This is a genomic window from Saccharothrix tamanrassetensis (genome assembly GCF_014203665.1).
Classification (GTDB): Bacteria; Actinomycetota; Actinomycetes; order Mycobacteriales; family Pseudonocardiaceae; genus Actinosynnema; species Actinosynnema tamanrassetense.
Genome location: NZ_JACHJN010000001.1, coordinates 100,820 through 116,145 on the forward strand (window position 1 = coordinate 100,820; position 15,326 = coordinate 116,145).

17 protein-coding genes and 1 pseudogene are annotated in these 15,326 nt (G+C 73.0%); 7 read left to right on the forward strand and 11 right to left on the reverse strand.

Annotated features, from left to right (window positions below; translation table 11 throughout):
• Nucleotides 1-58: 58 nt before the first annotated feature.
• Together FHS29_RS00505 and FHS29_RS00510 are read right to left on the reverse strand one after the other, a co-directional pair.
• Nucleotides 59-799, reverse strand: coding sequence for an isocitrate lyase/PEP mutase family protein (locus FHS29_RS00505; protein WP_184687167.1), 741 nt, complete (start codon nucleotides 797-799; stop codon nucleotides 59-61).
• A complete protein-coding gene (locus FHS29_RS00510; RefSeq protein WP_184687168.1) occupies nucleotides 796-1,233 on the reverse strand; it encodes a carboxymuconolactone decarboxylase family protein in 438 nt (145 codons plus the stop codon). The genes FHS29_RS00505 and FHS29_RS00510 overlap by 4 nt, the downstream gene beginning before the upstream one ends.
• 46 nt (nucleotides 1,234-1,279) lie before the next feature.
• On the opposite strand from FHS29_RS00510, the gene pdxR reads away from it, so the two are divergent.
• Nucleotides 1,280-2,740: a MocR-like pyridoxine biosynthesis transcription factor PdxR gene (gene pdxR / locus FHS29_RS00515; protein ID WP_312864673.1), complete on the forward strand. Its 1,461-nt coding sequence runs from the start codon at nucleotides 1,280-1,282 to the stop codon at nucleotides 2,738-2,740.
• Here pdxR and FHS29_RS00520 read toward each other — a convergent pair.
• Nucleotides 2,730-3,164, reverse strand: a complete 435-nt coding sequence (locus FHS29_RS00520) for a YybH family protein (protein WP_184687170.1) — start codon at nucleotides 3,162-3,164, stop codon at nucleotides 2,730-2,732. The genes pdxR and FHS29_RS00520 overlap by 11 nt on opposite strands.
• A 126-nt stretch (nucleotides 3,165-3,290) precedes the next feature.
• Between FHS29_RS00520 and FHS29_RS00525 the strand changes: the two genes are divergently transcribed.
• Nucleotides 3,291-3,662 carry a YciI family protein gene (locus tag FHS29_RS00525; RefSeq protein ID WP_184687171.1) on the forward strand — a complete coding sequence of 124 codons (372 nt, stop codon included), beginning with the start codon at nucleotides 3,291-3,293 and terminating at the stop codon, nucleotides 3,660-3,662.
• 6 nt (nucleotides 3,663-3,668) lie between these two features.
• A complete protein-coding gene (locus FHS29_RS00530; protein ID WP_184687172.1) occupies nucleotides 3,669-4,850 on the forward strand; it encodes an RNA polymerase sigma factor in 1,182 nt (393 codons plus the stop codon).
• A 37-nt stretch (nucleotides 4,851-4,887) separates the two neighbouring features.
• On the opposite strand, the gene FHS29_RS00535 is transcribed toward FHS29_RS00530, so the two are convergent.
• Nucleotides 4,888-5,295: a VOC family protein gene (locus tag FHS29_RS00535; RefSeq protein WP_184687174.1), complete on the reverse strand. Its 408-nt coding sequence runs from the start codon at nucleotides 5,293-5,295 to the stop codon at nucleotides 4,888-4,890.
• 158 nt (nucleotides 5,296-5,453) lie between these two features.
• Between FHS29_RS00535 and FHS29_RS00540 the strand changes: the two genes are divergently transcribed.
• Nucleotides 5,454-6,428 (forward strand): hypothetical protein, encoded by a 975-nt coding sequence (locus tag FHS29_RS00540; protein ID WP_184687176.1) that lies wholly within the window; start codon nucleotides 5,454-5,456, stop codon nucleotides 6,426-6,428.
• Nucleotides 6,429-6,487: 59 nt separating this feature from the next.
• A complete protein-coding gene (locus FHS29_RS00545; RefSeq protein ID WP_184687178.1) occupies nucleotides 6,488-7,222 on the forward strand; it encodes an MBL fold metallo-hydrolase in 735 nt (244 codons plus the stop codon).
• A 93-nt stretch (nucleotides 7,223-7,315) separates the two neighbouring features.
• On the opposite strand, the pseudogene FHS29_RS36475 reads toward FHS29_RS00545, so the two are convergent.
• The 3 genes and pseudogenes from FHS29_RS36475 to FHS29_RS00555 form a co-directional block, all read right to left on the reverse strand.
• Nucleotides 7,316-7,432: pseudogene (locus tag FHS29_RS36475) on the reverse strand (virginiamycin B lyase); the annotation flags it as partial.
• A 96-nt stretch (nucleotides 7,433-7,528) separates the two neighbouring features.
• Nucleotides 7,529-8,140: a class I SAM-dependent DNA methyltransferase gene (locus FHS29_RS00550; protein ID WP_184687179.1), complete on the reverse strand. Its 612-nt coding sequence runs from the start codon at nucleotides 8,138-8,140 to the stop codon at nucleotides 7,529-7,531.
• 161 nt (nucleotides 8,141-8,301) lie between these two features.
• Nucleotides 8,302-8,610, reverse strand: coding sequence for an ArsR/SmtB family transcription factor (locus FHS29_RS00555; RefSeq protein ID WP_184687181.1), 309 nt, complete (start codon nucleotides 8,608-8,610; stop codon nucleotides 8,302-8,304).
• Between the two features lie 78 nt (nucleotides 8,611-8,688).
• Between FHS29_RS00555 and FHS29_RS00560 the strand changes: the two genes are divergently transcribed.
• Nucleotides 8,689-9,852, forward strand: a complete 1,164-nt coding sequence (locus FHS29_RS00560; protein WP_246439746.1) for a site-specific integrase — start codon at nucleotides 8,689-8,691, stop codon at nucleotides 9,850-9,852.
• Between the two features lie 438 nt (nucleotides 9,853-10,290).
• On the opposite strand, the gene FHS29_RS00565 is transcribed toward FHS29_RS00560, so the two are convergent.
• Genes FHS29_RS00565 through FHS29_RS00575 form a run of 3 tightly spaced genes read right to left on the reverse strand, consistent with a single transcriptional unit; the run spans nucleotide 10,291 to nucleotide 12,869 of the window.
• Complete coding sequence (locus FHS29_RS00565) at nucleotides 10,291-10,989, reverse strand: histidine phosphatase family protein (RefSeq protein ID WP_184687182.1); 699 nt, start codon at nucleotides 10,987-10,989, stop codon at nucleotides 10,291-10,293.
• Between the two features lie 9 nt (nucleotides 10,990-10,998).
• Nucleotides 10,999-11,823 carry an undecaprenyl-diphosphate phosphatase gene (locus tag FHS29_RS00570; protein WP_184687184.1) on the reverse strand — a complete coding sequence of 275 codons (825 nt, stop codon included), beginning with the start codon at nucleotides 11,821-11,823 and terminating at the stop codon, nucleotides 10,999-11,001.
• Nucleotides 11,820-12,869 carry an LLM class F420-dependent oxidoreductase gene (locus FHS29_RS00575; RefSeq protein ID WP_184687185.1) on the reverse strand — a complete coding sequence of 350 codons (1,050 nt, stop codon included), beginning with the start codon at nucleotides 12,867-12,869 and terminating at the stop codon, nucleotides 11,820-11,822. Before FHS29_RS00575 ends, FHS29_RS00570 begins: the two co-directional genes overlap by 4 nt.
• A 262-nt stretch (nucleotides 12,870-13,131) precedes the next feature.
• Here FHS29_RS00575 and FHS29_RS00580 point away from each other — a divergent pair, with 262 nt between their 5' ends.
• Nucleotides 13,132-14,097 carry an aldo/keto reductase gene (locus FHS29_RS00580; protein ID WP_184687187.1) on the forward strand — a complete coding sequence of 322 codons (966 nt, stop codon included), beginning with the start codon at nucleotides 13,132-13,134 and terminating at the stop codon, nucleotides 14,095-14,097.
• A gap of 46 nt (nucleotides 14,098-14,143) precedes the next feature.
• Here the strand turns inward: FHS29_RS00580 and FHS29_RS00585 are convergent, their stop codons facing one another.
• The gene (locus FHS29_RS00585) at nucleotides 14,144-15,211 is read right to left on the reverse strand and encodes a M48 family metalloprotease (RefSeq protein ID WP_184687189.1); all 1,068 of its coding nucleotides are present in this window, start codon (nucleotides 15,209-15,211) and stop codon (nucleotides 14,144-14,146) included.
• Nucleotides 15,212-15,326 lie beyond the last annotated feature (115 nt).

Consider the following 15,326-nt stretch of genomic DNA (forward strand, 5'->3'; position numbering starts at 1 on the left):
GTCCACTTCGGCCGCGTCGCGCTCCGGCCGTCCGGCGACGGCGGTTCCCGTCGCGCCGTCACGTCCGGTAGGGCGAGCCCCCGTCCCGGATCCCGGTGGCCAGGGTCTTGAGCTGCGCCATCAGCAGCCGGTGCAGTCCGGGGCCGAAGCTGACCCGGGCCACGCCGAGCCTGCCCAGCCCTCCGGGTGTCGGGTTGTCCGGGGTGTGGGCGACGTTCACCGGTCCTTCGACCGCGCGGCAGAACGCCTCCACCGCATCGGTGGCCAGCCCGAACGGGTAGACGCAGTCGGCCCCGGCGGCGAGGTAGGCGCGTGCGCGTTCCACGCCCTCGTCGAAGGAGCGGCTGCCCTGGAAGAACACGTCCACCCGGGCGTTGATCACCAGGTCCGGGTCGGCGGCCCGCACCGCGCCCAGGAACTCCACCTGCTCCTCCACCGGCACCATCGTCTCGGTGGCCGGGTCGGAGTCCTCCAGGTTGCACCCCACCGCACCCGCGTCGGCCAACCGCGCCGCGATCTCGGCGGGCGGCAACCGGTACCCGCGCTCCACGTCGGCGGTCACCGGCACCCGCACCGCGCGCACCACCCGCGCCACGGCGGCGAACGCCTCGTCGGCGGGCATGTCCTCGCCGTCGCGGTAGCCCGACGACGCGGTGACCGCGGCGCTGGCGGTGGCCACGGCGGGGAACAACTCCCCCACCACGCGCGCCGACCCGGCGTCCCAGACGTTCGGCAGCACGATCGGGTTGCCGGGCACGTGCAGCGCACGCAGCGCGGCGGCTTTGCCCGCGGTGTTCACGCGACCCCCCAGGCGTGCGTGGTGGCGACCACGCGGTTCCAGGCGTTGATGGTCGCGATCACCCACAGCAGCTCGGCCAGCTCGCGTTCCTCGAAGCGGGCCACCGCCTCCACCCACACGTCGTCGGGCACCCCGTCGGACAGCTTCGTCACGGCCTCGGTCAGCGCCAGCGCCGCCCGCTCCTGCTCGGTGAACACCGGCGCGTCGCGCCACACGGCCAGCAGGTCGAGCCGTTCCTGCCGCTCACCGACCTCGCGGGCCTCGCGCAGGTGCAGGTCCACGCAGTACGCGCACCCGTTGACCTGGGAGGCCCGCACCTTCACCAGTTCCTGCAACGCGGGGTCCAGCGAGTTGGCCCCCGACGCCTTGGACAGGGCCCTCATCGCCCTCAGGGTCTCCGGTGTCAGGTCCTGCACCGGCAGTCGAATCGTCATGATCACACCCTATGAACCCATTGGCTCCTTGCTAAGGTCCAATCCCGTGTCACAACCTCGGGCCACTTCCGGCGTGGACCTGCACCTGGACCTCGACCCGGCCACCGGTCGCCGCACGGGCCTGGAGCACGCCCTGCGCGACGCCATCCGCACCGGCCGCCTCGCCCCCGGCGCACGCCTGCCCGCCACCCGCCGGCTCGCCGTCGAACTCGGCCTGGCCCGCAACACCGTGGCCGCCGCCTACGACCAGCTCGTCGCCGAGGGCTACCTCACCGCCCGCCGGGGCGCCGGAACCCGGGTCGCACCCCTGGCCCGGCCGCGCACCCCCGCCCCCGTCACCGACCGCGACGACGCCGCACCCCGCTACGACCTGCGGCCCGGCAGCCCCGACGTCACCGCGTTCCCCACCGCCGACTGGCTGCGCTCCACCCGCCGCGCCCTCACCGCCGCCCCCGCCGAAGTGCACGGCTACACCGACCCGCGCGGGCGCATCGAGCTGCGCCGCGCCCTGGCCGAGTACCTCGGCCGCACCCGCGGCGTGCAGGCCGACCCCGCCCACATCGTGATCACCGCCGGCTACGTCCAGGGACTGTCGCTGCTCGCCGGCGTCCTCGACGGCCCGGTCGCCATGGAGGATCCCGGCCTGCGCTTCCACCGCGAGGTCGTGCGCCGCACCGGGCGTCCCGTCGTGCCGCTGCCGGTGGACGGCGACGGCGCCCACCGCTTCCCCCACGACGTGGCCGCCGCCGTGGTCACCCCCGCCCACCAGTACCCGACCGGCGTCACCCTGCACCCCGCACGCCGCCACGCCCTCGTCGAGTGGGCCCGCACCACCGGCGCGATCGTCGTCGAGGACGACTACGACGGCGAGTACCGCTACGACCGGCAACCCGTCGGCGCGGTCCAGGGCACCGCGCCCGACCACGTCGTCTACGCGGGCAGCGTGTCCAAGACCCTCGGCCCCGGTGTGCGCCTGGGCTGGCTGGTCCTGCCGCCGCGCCTGCTGGACCCCGTCGCCGACGCGAAGCGCCACGCCGACCACCAGACCGAGACCATCGGCCAGCTCACCCTCGCCGACCTGATCACCAGCCACGCCTACGACCGGCACATCCGGGCCGGCCGACTGCGCTACCGCCGCCGCCGCGACCTGCTGCTCGACACCCTGCGCGAGCACACCGCCGGCAGCCGGGCGCTGCGCGACCGGATCCCGGGCACCCACGACCCGGCCATCCACGACCCGCGCACCCGACAGCCGGGCAGCCACCAGTCGGGCGCCCACACCGCGCACGGCGTGTCCGCCGGCCTGCACGCCCTCGTCCACCACCCCGACGAGGCCGCCGCCACCGAGGCCGCCGCCGCGCACGGCCTCGCGTTCGGCAGGCTCAGCGAGCACCGCCACCACCCCGACCCGGCCGCCCCGCAGGGCCTGATCATCGGCTACGGCACCCCTGCCGAACACGCCTACCGACCGGCCCTGCGGGCACTCGCCGAGGTCCTCAGGGCGTGAGGTCCACCGCCGAGGAGAACGACCCGTCCATGTGGAACGGCGTGGACGTGTGCTCGTGCGCGATCCGCCACGCCCCGTCCACCTCGCGCAGGCACACCGTCGACCGGAACCACAGCTGGAACGCCTCCGCGCCACCGCGGGGTACCGCCGACACCCGGTTGAGCGAGTGGCAGAACGCCACGCCACCGCCGACCTCCACCCGCAGGTCGCGCATCTCGAAGTCCACCGCGCTGTCGAACGTCGCGAACCAGGACCGCATCGTCGCCGGGTCCAGCACCTCCGGCGCGGTGTGCCGCAACGGCGGGGCCAGCGTGAACGCCACCACCTCCGGCAGGTAGTCCGCCACCAGCGCCTCGGCGTCCCCCGCGCGCATCGCCTCGACACGCCGCGCCAGCAGTTCCCGGATCCGCGTCTCGTCACCCATGATCGTCCTCCCGGTACCGGCACCCCCGTGGGCGCCGCTCACCCGGGACGTAGAAGCTGGACCCCGGTTCTCGACACCGATCCCCCCACGACTTCCCGACAATTTCCCGACGACCCCGGAGACGACGTGAAGTACCTGATCCTGATCTACCGCAACCCCGAGTCCCGTGCCATCTGGGACGGCCTGCCCGCCGACGAACGCGCCTCCGGCCTGGCCGCCTACGCGAAGCTGGACGACGACCTCGCCGACACCGGGGAACTCGTCGTCTCCGAAGCCCTCGCCGACCCGTCGCTGACCAAGCGCCTGGTCGTCCGCGACGGCCAGGCCATCACCACCGACGGCCCGTTCGCCGAGGCCAAGGAACTGCTCGCCGGGTTCTACCTGGTCGACTGCGACACCCCGGAACGCGCCGTGGAGATCGCCTGGCGCGTCCCCGAAGCCCCCTACGGCCTGGTGGAGGTCCGGCCCGTGATGTCCCTGAGCGACTTCGGACTCTGACCGCCGGTGACCGTCGAACCGCTCCTGCGCGAACTCGCGCCACAGGTCCTCACCGCCCTGGTCCGCCACCACGGCGGGTTCGCCGAGTGCGAGGACGCCGTCCAGGAAGCCCTGCTCGCCGCCACCACCCGGTGGCCCGCCGACGGCGTCCCGGCCAACCCCAAGGGCTGGCTGATCACCGTCGCCTCGCGCCGCCGCATCGAGTCCTGGCGTGCCGACACCGCCCGCCGCCGCCGCGAGCAGACCGCGTTCACCCTCGCCCCGCCCGACCCCGAACCGATGCCCGGCGTCGACGACACCCTCACCCTGCTCATGCTGTGCTGCCACCCGGCACTCACCCCGCCGTCCCAGGTCGCCCTCACCCTGCGCGCGGTCGGCGGCCTGACCACGGCGGAGATCGCACGCGCGTTCCTGGTCCCCGAAGCCACCACCGCCCAACGCATCAGCCGCGCCAAGCAGCGCGTCAGAGGCGCCCGCTTCGCCCCGCCACCCGACACCGAACTCGACCAGCGGCTCGACGCCGTCCGCCACGTCCTCTACCTGGTGTTCACCGAAGGCCACACCGCCAGCTCCGGCGCCGCGCTCAACCGCGTCGACCTCACCGCCGAAGCCATCCGGCTGGCCCGCGGCCTGCCCCACGACGGCGAAACCGACGGCCTGCTCGCCCTGATGCTGCTCACCGACGCCCGCCGGCCCGCCCGCACCACCCCCGACGGCGCCCTCGTGCCCCTCGCCGAGCAGGACCGCTCACTGTGGGACGCCGACGCCATCGCCGAAGGCACCCGCCTGGTCAGCCACGCCCTGACCGCCCACCCCGTCGGCCCCTACCAGCTGCAGGCCGCGATCGCCGCCGTCCACGCCGAAGCGCGGACCGCCGACGACACCGACTGGCCGCAGATCCTCACCCTCTACGACCTGCTGCACAGCATCACCCCGGGCCCGATGGTGACGCTCAACCGGATCGTCGCCACCGCCATGGTCCACGGCCCCACCACCGCCCTGGACCGCCTCGCCACCGCCGAGACCGACCCCGCCCTGGCCGACCACCACCGCGTGCACGCCGTCCGCGCCCACCTGCTCGACCTCGCCGGCGACCACGAGACGGCCCGCGCCCACTACGCACGGGCCGCCCGCTCGACCCTCAGCCTGCCGGAACGCCACTACCTGGAGGAACGCGCCCGGCAGTGAGCGCGGCACCCGGCCGCCCACACAGCCCGGCGGTCCGTCACCACTGCTGCGGCTGCCCCGGCCGATGCGTGCCGAACGTCCACTCGAAACCCTCCGGATCGATCACCCGGAAGCGGTAGTTCCCCCACTCGGTCGACGCCGGCTCCCACACCGTCACGCCACCCGCGCCCACCGCCCGCGCGTACAACCCGTCCACCTCGGCATCGTCGTCCACCGCGACGTACACGCCCAGCCCGCCGGTGTCGCCCTTGCGCGGCGCCCGCTCGTACCCGTCCCGGTCGCTGAACACGACCAGCGCCGCATCACCCCGCCGCAGCTCCGAGTGCGCCACCCCGCCCTGCTCGTCCGGGAACCGCATCGTCGCCTCGAACCCGAACGCCTTGCCCAGCCACTCGATCGCCGCGTCAGCGTCGCGGTAACCCAGGTACACGTGAAGAGAAGTCATGCCGCGAGCATGTCCCCCGATGCGGACAGCCACCGCCCTCGACCGGCGAACCACGCCACCGACCCACAAACCCACCGTTCGGCGGATACCGAACACCGCTCGGACTGGTGAGGTAGACCCTGCGATGGGTCGGGGGACACATCGAGGGGGAGACGAGTTTGTTCCGACCCGTGCCGGTGCCCGCACTGCCGCCCAGCACCGCACTGGCCGACCTGGCCATGACCGCACCCGACCACGCCTGGCTCGCCGGCACCACCGGCGTGTTCACCAGCAGGCCCTCCGCGCCGCTGGTGCTGCGCTGGACCGGCGTCGACTGGACCGACGAACCACTGCCCGAGCTGCCCGCCGCCGCCAGCCTCGCCGGCATCTCCGCCGCCGCGCCCGACGACGTGTGGGCCGTCGGCAACAGCGCCGGCCGGCCCCTCGTCCTGCACTACGACGGCACCCGCTGGCACACCGTGAGCACCCCCGCCATCGCCTGGGCCAAGGCGGTCGCCGCCATCACACCCGACGACGTCCACATCGTCGGCTCCGGCAGCGACACCCTGCACTGGGACGGCCGCGACTGGACCCGCAGCACCATCCTCACCTCACCCCGCGAAAGCCTGCACACCATCACCGCCACCGCGCCCGACAACGTGTGGGCGGGTGGCGGCGGCGTCACCGGAGCCGGACCCGCCACCTACGAGTACCCCGTCCTCATCCACTGGGACGGCACCACCTGGACCGACCTGCACGGCCCCCGCCTCGACCACGGCCACATCACCCGCCTCGCCGCCACCGCACCCCACGACCTGTGGCTCGGCCACACCAACGACACCGACGGCCTGCACATCCACCACTTCGACGGCCACCGCTGGCACCCCGTGCCACCACCCGGCGACACCGACCGGCTCAGCCTGCACGGCATCGCCGCCGGCTGGACCTGGGGCGTGCGCGCCACCCGCCGCAGCTTCGAGACCCGCCCCGCCTACCACCGCTGGACCGGCGACCGCTGGACCCGCGTCCCCCTGCCCGACAACCTCACCCGCACCTCCGCCTCCCACCTCGGGCTCACCACCGACGGCACCACCACCTGGGCCTACCTCAAGACCGCGGCGGGCGTGCAGGTCCTGCGGCACACCGCCCCGTGACCTCTGCCCCGTGACCTCTGCCGCAGACCGCGCCCACGACCTGTGCGGCACACTGCCCCGTGACCTTCACCCTCACCGTCCTGGGCACCGCCACCCCCTACCCGCGCCCAGACCAGGCCTGCTCCGGCTACCTGCTGCGCACCGACACCACCACCGTCTGGGTGGACGCCGGCCCCGGCACCCTCGCCAACCTGCAACGCCACACCACGCCCGACCGGCTCGACGCCGTCTGGATCTCCCACACCCACGCCGACCACACCACCGACCTGCTCCCCGCCTACTACGCCCTGCTGTTCGCCGACCTGCAGCCGCGGCGCCCCATCCCCCTGTACGGACCACCGGGCCTCGCCCGACGCCTCGAAACGTTCCTCGCGAGCACCGGCCCCAACCCGGCCGACGCCGCCTTCGACGTCCACGAACTGCACGACGGCCACCACACCGGCATCGGCGACCTCACCCTCACCAGCCGGGCCGTGCACCACGGACTGCCCGCGTTCGGCCTGCGCGCCACCCACCACGACACGACCTTCGCCTACTCCGGCGACACCGGCCCGTGCCCCGCACTCGACGACCTCGCCGACGGCGCGGACCTGTTCCTGTGCGAAGCCGAAAGCGACCACCCCACGCCGCACCACTGCACCCCCGAGGACGCAGCCGCAGCCGCCCGCACCACCCGGCGGCTCCTGCTCACCCACATCGGCCACACCCTCACCAGGCAGCAGGCGGCGGAACGAGCCGGCGCGCCCCTCGTCCGTGACCACGACACCCACCACGTCGGAGAGGCCACGCCGTGAAGTGCGCGACCAGTTCGGCTCCGCCGACGTGATCACGACCAGGACGGCTTCCGGCGCCCATCCCGCACCGAACCGGGGCGACCCCGGGCTCCAGTCCCCGCCGACAGGTGCGATGCGGGCCAGTCTGCCGATCTCCAGCGCGGTCCACAGCGCACCGTCCGACCCGAGCGTGATCCCGTGCGGCTCCGACTTGGGGCTCGGCAGTCCGTGCCCAGGTGATAGATCACCGAGTCCGACCGTCCGCCGAGCAGATCAGCGCGGTGGCGAAGGCGCGAGCGAATAGCGCTCCACCGACGACCTGCGGGACTACCGGTTGCCGCCGACGCGCCGCGCGACGATGGCCGCATGGGGCCGTTGGCCCGGATCGACGCGGCTTTCCGTCGCCTCCACGCGGAAACCCGCATCCACCAGGCGCCGCGACATCTCCTCGACCGACCAGAAGTAGGCGGTCGTCACGGCGTGCGGGAACGGCTCGACCCGCGCGCCCTCGAACATGCCGAGCAGCAGGCTGCCACCGTCGCACAGGCACCGTGCGAACTCGCCGAGGATGCGGGGCACGTCGTCGGGTCCGGTGTGGATGATCGAGTACCACGACAGGATCCCGGCCACCGAGCGATCGGGGACGCCGAGGTCGTCCAACTCCGCAACGCGGAAGGAGTTGCCGGGGAACCGCGATCGGGCAATTCCGACGAAGCGCGGCACGAGGTCCACCCCCTCGACGTCGCAGCCCTGGCGACGCAGGAAGTCGGTCCACTGCCCCGGCCCGCACCCCGCGTCGATCATCCGCCCGGACACCTCACCGGCCCACCGGGACACCAACTCCCGGTCCAGCTCGTGCACGGCCTCCTGCGATCCGAACAGGTCGGTGTACTCCTCCGCCCGCCGGCCGTACGCATCCCGCACATCATCCACCGACACGAAACACCCCCGGGTTCACCGCATCCGGTCTGCCGACGGCGTCGTGACCCCGCCGGCGCGGAGACGATCAAGCCTCGGCGCCGACATGCTCTCACCGTCGCTCACTCGACAACCATCGAGCCCCGGCACCCTCGCCCTGCCCACAGCTGCGCGGTCGGCGTTCACGCCTCGTCGATGGCACGGGTGATGGAGTCCAGCACGCCGGGGAACCGGCGTTCCATCTCCTCCAGCCGCAGTTCGTGCGTGCGGTAGCTGCCCTGCGGCGTCACGCGCAACACGCCCGCCTCGCGCAGGACCTTCAGGTGGTGCGACAACGTCGACATGCTCACCGGCACGTCGAACTGCCCGCACACGATCCCGCCGGAGCGGGCCAGTTCCGCCACGATCCGCAGCCGTACCGGATCGGCGAGTGCGCTCAACACCGTGTCCAGGCGGAGGTCCTCCACGGCTGGGTGTTGTAAAGCGCGCATGTCCGGGATCGTAGCGGCCACGGTCAAGGGGTGATTCCAGTATTCACTGAAATGATTAATACTATCGAGCCTGCTAGGATGACGTCCGTGACCCTGCCCGAGCCGGTGCGTGCCGAGCTTGATCGTGTCGCGCACCCGGTGCTGGTCGACTTCGCCGCGCTGGAGCAGGTGCGTCGTCGGTTCGACGACGAGCAGGCCGCCGCGCTGGCCGGTTACCTGCACGCCGCCCAGTCCCCCAACACGCTGCGCGCCTACCGCTCGGACTGGGTGGGGTGGGCCGCGTGGTGCGAGCAGGAGGGCCGCCAGGCGCTGCCCGCCGACCCGGTGGACGTCGCGGTGTACCTGGCGGTGGCCGCGCGGAGCGTGAAGGCGGACGGCTCCCCCGCGTTCAGCCCGTCCACCCTGGAGCGCAAGGCCGCCGCGATCGCCGCCGTGCACGCCGCGGGCGGCCTGCCCTCCCCCACGCGCTCCGACGTGGTGCGACTGACCCTGCGCGGTATCCGGCGCACCCGTCGCGAGCAGCCGCGCCGCAAGCGTCCCGTGCTGCTGGACACGTTGGAGTCGCTGCTGGCCGAACGCCCCGCGCCCGGCTGGCCGACCGGCGTGGCCCGGCGGCGCGACGCGTTGCTGCTCCTCGTCGGGTTCGCCGGAGCGCTGCGCCGCAGCGAGCTGGCGGCGCTGGAGCTGGAGGACGTGACGGTCGACGTGGACCCGCGCACCCACGAGCCGTTGCTGCTGGTCGAACTGGGCGTGACCAAGACCGACCAGACCGGCGGGCACCGCCAGCAGGTGGTGCTGCCGCGTGGCGCGCGGCGTCCGACGTGCCCGGTGTGCGCCTACGCGGACTGGGTGGACGTGCTGACGGCGGCCGACCCGAGGGCGTTGCTGCAGGACGAACCGGACCCGCGCCCGACCCACCGCTGCCACTCCTACCGGCCGGGCCGGCACAGCGGGCCGTTGTTCCCGCCGGTGAGCAGGTACGGGCGGCTGGGCGTGCGGTCGATGTCGGACAAGGCGGTCTCGGACGTGGTGAAGCGGTACGCGCTGAAGGCCGGGCTGGACCCGGCGCTGTTCGGCGGCCACTCGCTGCGCGCCGGGTTCGCCACGCAGGCCGCGCTGGGCGGCGCGAGCGACCGGGAGATCATGCGGCAGGGCCGGTGGACCAACCCGCGCACCGTGCACCGCTACATCCGGACGGCGAACCCGTTGGAGGACAACGCTGTCACCCGTCTCGGACTGTGACGCACGGCGCACGACCGGCTGTTAACTGTAAACACGCTCCGGCCTCCCGGACGCAGCCGAACGGCGCAGCGAAATGCGTCATCCGGTCGGTTGCCGGGATTTGTTCGCGTGGTGTTTCCACATCGTTTGAGCTGCGGTTTTGTCCCATTTTCGAGCGTCGGGCAGGGACCTGACCTGCACTGCTCGGCGAGACCCGAAACGCCCTCGCGTCCAAAGAGGGCATTTACGCGTGCATTAACGCCCATACGATCAGTCCAGTTGGCCACCGTCCCGGCCAAGGCGATCCGCCGCCCGACCGGTGGCCCCCGGACTACCCTGCACTGTCCGGGGGCCACACGTCAGCCCTCCGGCCCGTACCGCCGCGCTCGGAGCGCCCTCCCACCGATGCCCGGGCTCCAGGGCTTTCCGGCGGAGCCGAGTGCCTCGGCGGGATCGCGGTCAGGTGCCCGTGGTGCCGCCGACGACGGCGTCCGAGGACGGCGGCGCTTCGGTCTTCTCCTGCTGCGGCGGCACCACGCCGGAGAGGTCGCCGCCATTGTCGTTGACGCGCAGCACGAACGGGCGGGTCCGGGTGTACTGGACGACGGACAGCGACGCCGGGTCGACGACGATCCGCTGGAAGCCGTCCAGGTGTACGCCCAGGGCGTCCGCCAGCAGGGCTTTGATCACGTCGCCGTGGCTGCACGCCAGCCACACCGCGCGCGGGCCGAACTCCTCGCTGATCCGCGCGTCGTGCGCCCGGATCGCGGCGACCGCGCGGGCCTGCACGGCGGCCAGGCCCTCGCCGCCGGGGAACACGGCGGCGGACGGGTGCTGCTGCACGACCTGCCAGAGGGGTTCGTCGAGCAGGTCCTTGATCTCGCGGCCGGTCCACTCGCCGTACTCGACCTCGGCCAGCTCCGGCTCGACCACGGCTTCCAGGCCGCGGTCGGCCAGCAACGGCGCGAGGGTCTGCCGGCAGCGTTCCAGCGGGGAGGTGACGACCGCCTGGACCGGCACCCCGGCCAGCCGCCGGACCAGCGCGCCTGCCTGCTCGACACCCCGTTCCGCCAGGCCGACCCCGGCCTGGCGACCGGCCAGGACGCCGGAGCCGTTGGCGGTGGAACGGGCGTGTCGGAGCAAGATCACGGTAGCCACCACCACACCCTATGTCGGGTTGATGAGGCCCATCGACAGCAGGCCCATGAGCACCATGCCCAGCAGCAGCCGGTACCAGACGAACGCCGAGTAGCTGTGCTTGGACACGTACCGCAGCAGCCACGCGATGGTGGCGTAGCCGACGCCGAACGCGACGATTGTCGCCACGATCATCTGCGGCACCGACGCGGCGTTGGGCTCGGACCGGTCCAGCACGTCGGGGATGGAGAAGATGCCCGCGCCGAACACCGCGGGCAGGGCGAGCAGGAACGAGTAGCGGGCGGCGGCGGCCCGGTCGAGGCCGAGGAACAGGCCCGCGGTGAGCGTGCCGCCGGACCGGGAGACGCCGGGGATCAGGGCCAGCGCCTGCGCCAGGCCCATGCCGACGGCGTCCTTGAGCTCCAGTCGGTCCCGCACGTGCTTGGCGAAGTGGTCGGCCAGGCCCAGCAGCAGGCCGAACACCACCAGCACGGTCGCGGTGATCCACAGGTTGCGCAGCGAGCTGCGGATCTCGTCCTTGAACACGTAGCCCAGCACGCTGATCGGGACCGACCCGATGATCACGTACCAGGCCATCCGGTAGTCGTCGGTCTTCCGCGCCGCCGCGCTGAACAGGCCCTTGAACCACGCGCCGATGAAGTTGCCGATGTCGCGGGCGAAGTAGATCAGCACGGCCAGCTCGGTGCCCAGCTGGATGACCGCGGTGAACGACGCGCCCGCGTCGTTGCCGAAGAACAGCGTCGACACGATCCTCACGTGCGCCGACGAGGAAATGGGCAGGAATTCGGTCAAGCCTTGGACGAGTCCGAGGACAAGGGCCTGCAACCAGCTCAACTACCCACTCCTGCCAGATCCAGAGCTTCGGTCGCGGTGCGTAGCGCCGCGATCCCCTGATCCAGATCTTGCAGCATGGGCGAAAGGGTGAGTGTGGTGACCCCTGCTTCGGCGTACGCCCGCATCCGCTCGGCGATGCGCTCCTTGGGGCCGAGCAGCGACGTCGAGTCCAGGAACTCCACCGGCAGGGCGGCCATCGCGCCCGCGTAGTCCTTGGCGAGGTACCTGTCCTGCACCTCGGCGGCCTCGGCGGCGAAACCCATGCGCACCGCGAGGTCGTTGTAGAAGTTCTTCTCCCGGCTGCCCATGCCGCCCACGTACAGCGCGGCGTAGGGGCGCACGTGGTCGGCGCAGGCCCGCCAGTCGTCGCCGACGGACAGCGGCACGGTGGGCACGACGTCGAACCCGTCGAGCGTCCTGCCCGCTTTCCGCCTGCCCTCGCGCAACGCGTCGAGGGAGGCGGCGGAGTGCTCGGGCGAGAAGAAGACCGCCAGCCAGCCGTCGGCGATCTCGCCGGTCAGCTCCACGTTCTTCGGGCCGACGGAGGCCAGGTAAACCGGGATGTGCTCGCGGACCGGGTGCACGGTGAGGGTGAGCGCCTTGCCGGGGCCGTCGGGCAGCGGCAGGCGGTAGTGCTCGCCGTCGTAGCGCAGCCGTTCCCGGCGCAGCGCGGCCCGGACGATGTCGACGTACTCGCGGGTGCGGGCCAGCGGCTTGTCGAAGCGGACGCCGTGCCAGCCCTCGGAGACCTGCGGCCCGGACACGCCCAGCCCCATCCGGAACCGGCCGCCGGACAGCGCGTCCAGGGTGGCGGCGGTCATCGCGGCCATGGCCGGGGTGCGGGCGGGGATCTGGAGGATCGCGCTGCCCACGTCGATGCGCCGGGTCTGCGCGGCCACCCAGGCCAGCACGGTCGGCGCGTCGGAGCCGTAGGCCTCGGCGGCCCACACCACCGAGTAGCCCAGTCGGTCGGCTTCCTTGGCCAGTTCGAGGTTCGCGGAGTCGTTGCCCGCGCCCCAGTACCCGAGGTTCAGTCCCAGTCGCACGGGATCGGACCCTACCGGTGGGTAACCGGGTGCGCCAGGGCGGTCCGCGCCCACGGCGGAGGTTGTCCCCCGACCGGGTCGCCGCGCCACCCCGAGGAGCCGCTCGATCCGAATGGCCGACCGGCCCGAATACCGGACCATCGCGGAATTGCCGGAGAATGCGATCCCGGCCATTTCCCCGCTTACCCGTGCGGGTGAACACGGGCCGGCGGCGCGGCACCGCGCGCCGCCCGCCAGTCGATCGACGATTAGGCTCACCGGCGTGGAACAGCGATACCTCGGCCGCAGCGGACTGCGGGTGTCCCGGATGGCCCTGGGCACCTTGACCTGGGGTCGGGACACCGACGCGGACGAGGCCGCCACGCAGCTGCTGGCGTTCACCGAGGCGGGCGGCACGCTGGTGGACACCGCCGACGTGTACGTGGAGGGCGAGAGCGAGCGCATCCTGGGCGGCCTGCTGGGCGAGGTCGTGCCGCGCGACGAGCTGGTGATCGCGACGAAGGCGGTGGCGCGGCGCAACGACGGGCCGTTCGGCGGCGGTGCGTCGCGGGGCGCGCTGCTGGGCGCGTTGGAGGGTTCGCTGCGCCGGCTGGGCGTGGAGCACATCGACCTGTGGCAGCTGCACGCGTGGGACTCGGCGGTGCCGCTGGAGGAGACGCTGTCGGCGCTGGACACCGCGGTGGCGTCGGGCAAGGTCCGCTACGCCGGGGTGTCGAACTACTCGGGCTGGCAGCTGGCCACGGCCGCCGCGCTGCCCGGCCACACACCGATCATCTCGACGCAGGTGGAGTACTCGCTGCTGGAACGGGGCGTGGAGCGGGAGGTCGCGCCGGCCGCCGGGCACCACGGCATCGGGCTGCTGCCGTGGGCGCCGCTGGGCCGGGGTGTGCTGACCGGCAAGTACCGCAACGGCACCCCGCCGGACTCGCGGGGCGCTTCGTCGCACTTCGCGGGTTACGTGGAGCAGCACCGCACGGAGCGGGCGGCGCGGATCGTGCAGGCCGTGGCGACGGCGGCGGACGGTCTGGGCACCTCGCCGCTGTGCGTGGCGCTGGCGTGGGTGCGGGACCGGCCGGGTGTGGTGGCGCCGGTGGTGGGCGCGCGGGACACCGGGCAGCTGCTGGGGTCGCTGACCGCCGAGGACCTGACGCTGCCGCCGGCGATCCGGGCCGCGCTGGACGACGTGAGCGCGGTGGAGTTCGGCTACCCCGAACGCCCGATGGGCTGACCCGCCTCCCGCTTCCCCGCGGGCTCCGGCGCCGCGGTCGGGCGATTCAGATCAGCACCTCGTCGACCAGCCTGAACCACTCCCGCACGTCGGTGACCTGGTCTTCCAGCCAGGTCGCCACGTCGGCGGCGAGGTCGAGCGCGCGAGGTGTGCGGACGCGTTCGGCCAGGTGCTCGACCAGGCTCTGGATGCGCCGCACGGGCGGCGGGTGGCTGCCCGCGAACGGCACCGCGAGGCCGAGCTCGTCGGCGAACCGGTCGGTGATCTCGTGCAGGAACGGCACCAGCAGCAGCGCCGCGACCAGGCACGGCTCGTGCACGTCGAGTTCGCGCGGGCTGAGGTCGTCCAGGCTGTGCAGCATGACCATGGCGGCGATCCGGTCGGCCTCGTGCTCCCGGGACCAGCCGACGGACTGGGCGTCCAGCACGCCGACCGGGGTGTTGGGGTCGGTCCAGCGCCGGGAGTTGACCAGGTGCCCGGCCAGCACGTGCCCGACCTCGTGGGCGATGACGAACTGGGTGGCGCGCCGCAGCATCAGTCCCACCAGGGCCGAGCGCTGCCCGGACAGCTCGGGCAGGGGTCTGGCTTCGACGGCCCCGTTGCCGTAGAGGTAGGCGTTGAGGGCTTCGGCGAGCGTGTAGGACGCCTGCTCGGCGGTGAGCAGGGGTGGGGTGCCGTAGTTGGGCAGCGCCCCGGTCATGATCTTGAGCACGGCGCCGGCCAGGTCCGGCAGGGCGCTGTTGACCAGCACCAGCACGCCACGGCCGGGCACCGGGACGCACAGGCCGTCCAGGGTGCCGGTGGGGAACACGCCGGCGAGCACGGGCGTGGTGACCGTCCAGCCGGCGGCGCGGGCCAGGTGCAGCACCTCGGGCAGCAGGGCGTCCAGGGTGCGTTGCAGGTCGTGCAGGTGGCCGTGCCGGTAGGCGGCGGGGCGGACCCGCACGTCGGCGAGCCGGGCCACCCTGGTGGGCAGCGGTTCGGCGGCCACCTGGGTCCAGGTGTGGTAGCGGTGGCCGGTGTCGGCCACCCTGGGCACCGCGTCCAGGTGGTCCACGACACGCCTGTTCCGCAGCAGTTCCACGTGCCGCCCACGCAGCTCCTCGACCGTCATCGCGTCGCCTCCCGTTCACCTGGGATAGTCGCGAAAAGGCCGGTTAGGGTACGGGTGCGGCCCGACTACCACTCTCCTGGACCAACGACAACACCCTCCCCCCTGCGTGACGATG

What these genes read in the sequence shown, in the direction of transcription:
- FHS29_RS00510 (WP_184687168.1), bottom strand. Translation starts at nt 1,233, where the DNA reads ATGACGATTCGACTGCCGGTGCAGGACCTGACACCGGAGACCCTGAGG.
- FHS29_RS00555 (WP_184687181.1), bottom strand. Translation starts at nt 8,610, where the DNA reads ATGCGCGCTTTACAACACCCAGCCGTGGAGGACCTCCGCCTGGACACG.
- FHS29_RS00520 (WP_184687170.1), bottom strand. Translation starts at nt 3,164, where the DNA reads ATGGGTGACGAGACGCGGATCCGGGAACTGCTGGCGCGGCGTGTCGAG.
- FHS29_RS00535 (WP_184687174.1), bottom strand. Translation starts at nt 5,295, where the DNA reads ATGACTTCTCTTCACGTGTACCTGGGTTACCGCGACGCTGACGCGGCG.
- FHS29_RS00585 (WP_184687189.1), bottom strand. Translation starts at nt 15,211, where the DNA reads ATGACGGTCGAGGAGCTGCGTGGGCGGCACGTGGAACTGCTGCGGAAC.
- FHS29_RS00560 (WP_246439746.1), top strand. Translation starts at nt 8,689, where the DNA reads ATGACGTCCGTGACCCTGCCCGAGCCGGTGCGTGCCGAGCTTGATCGT.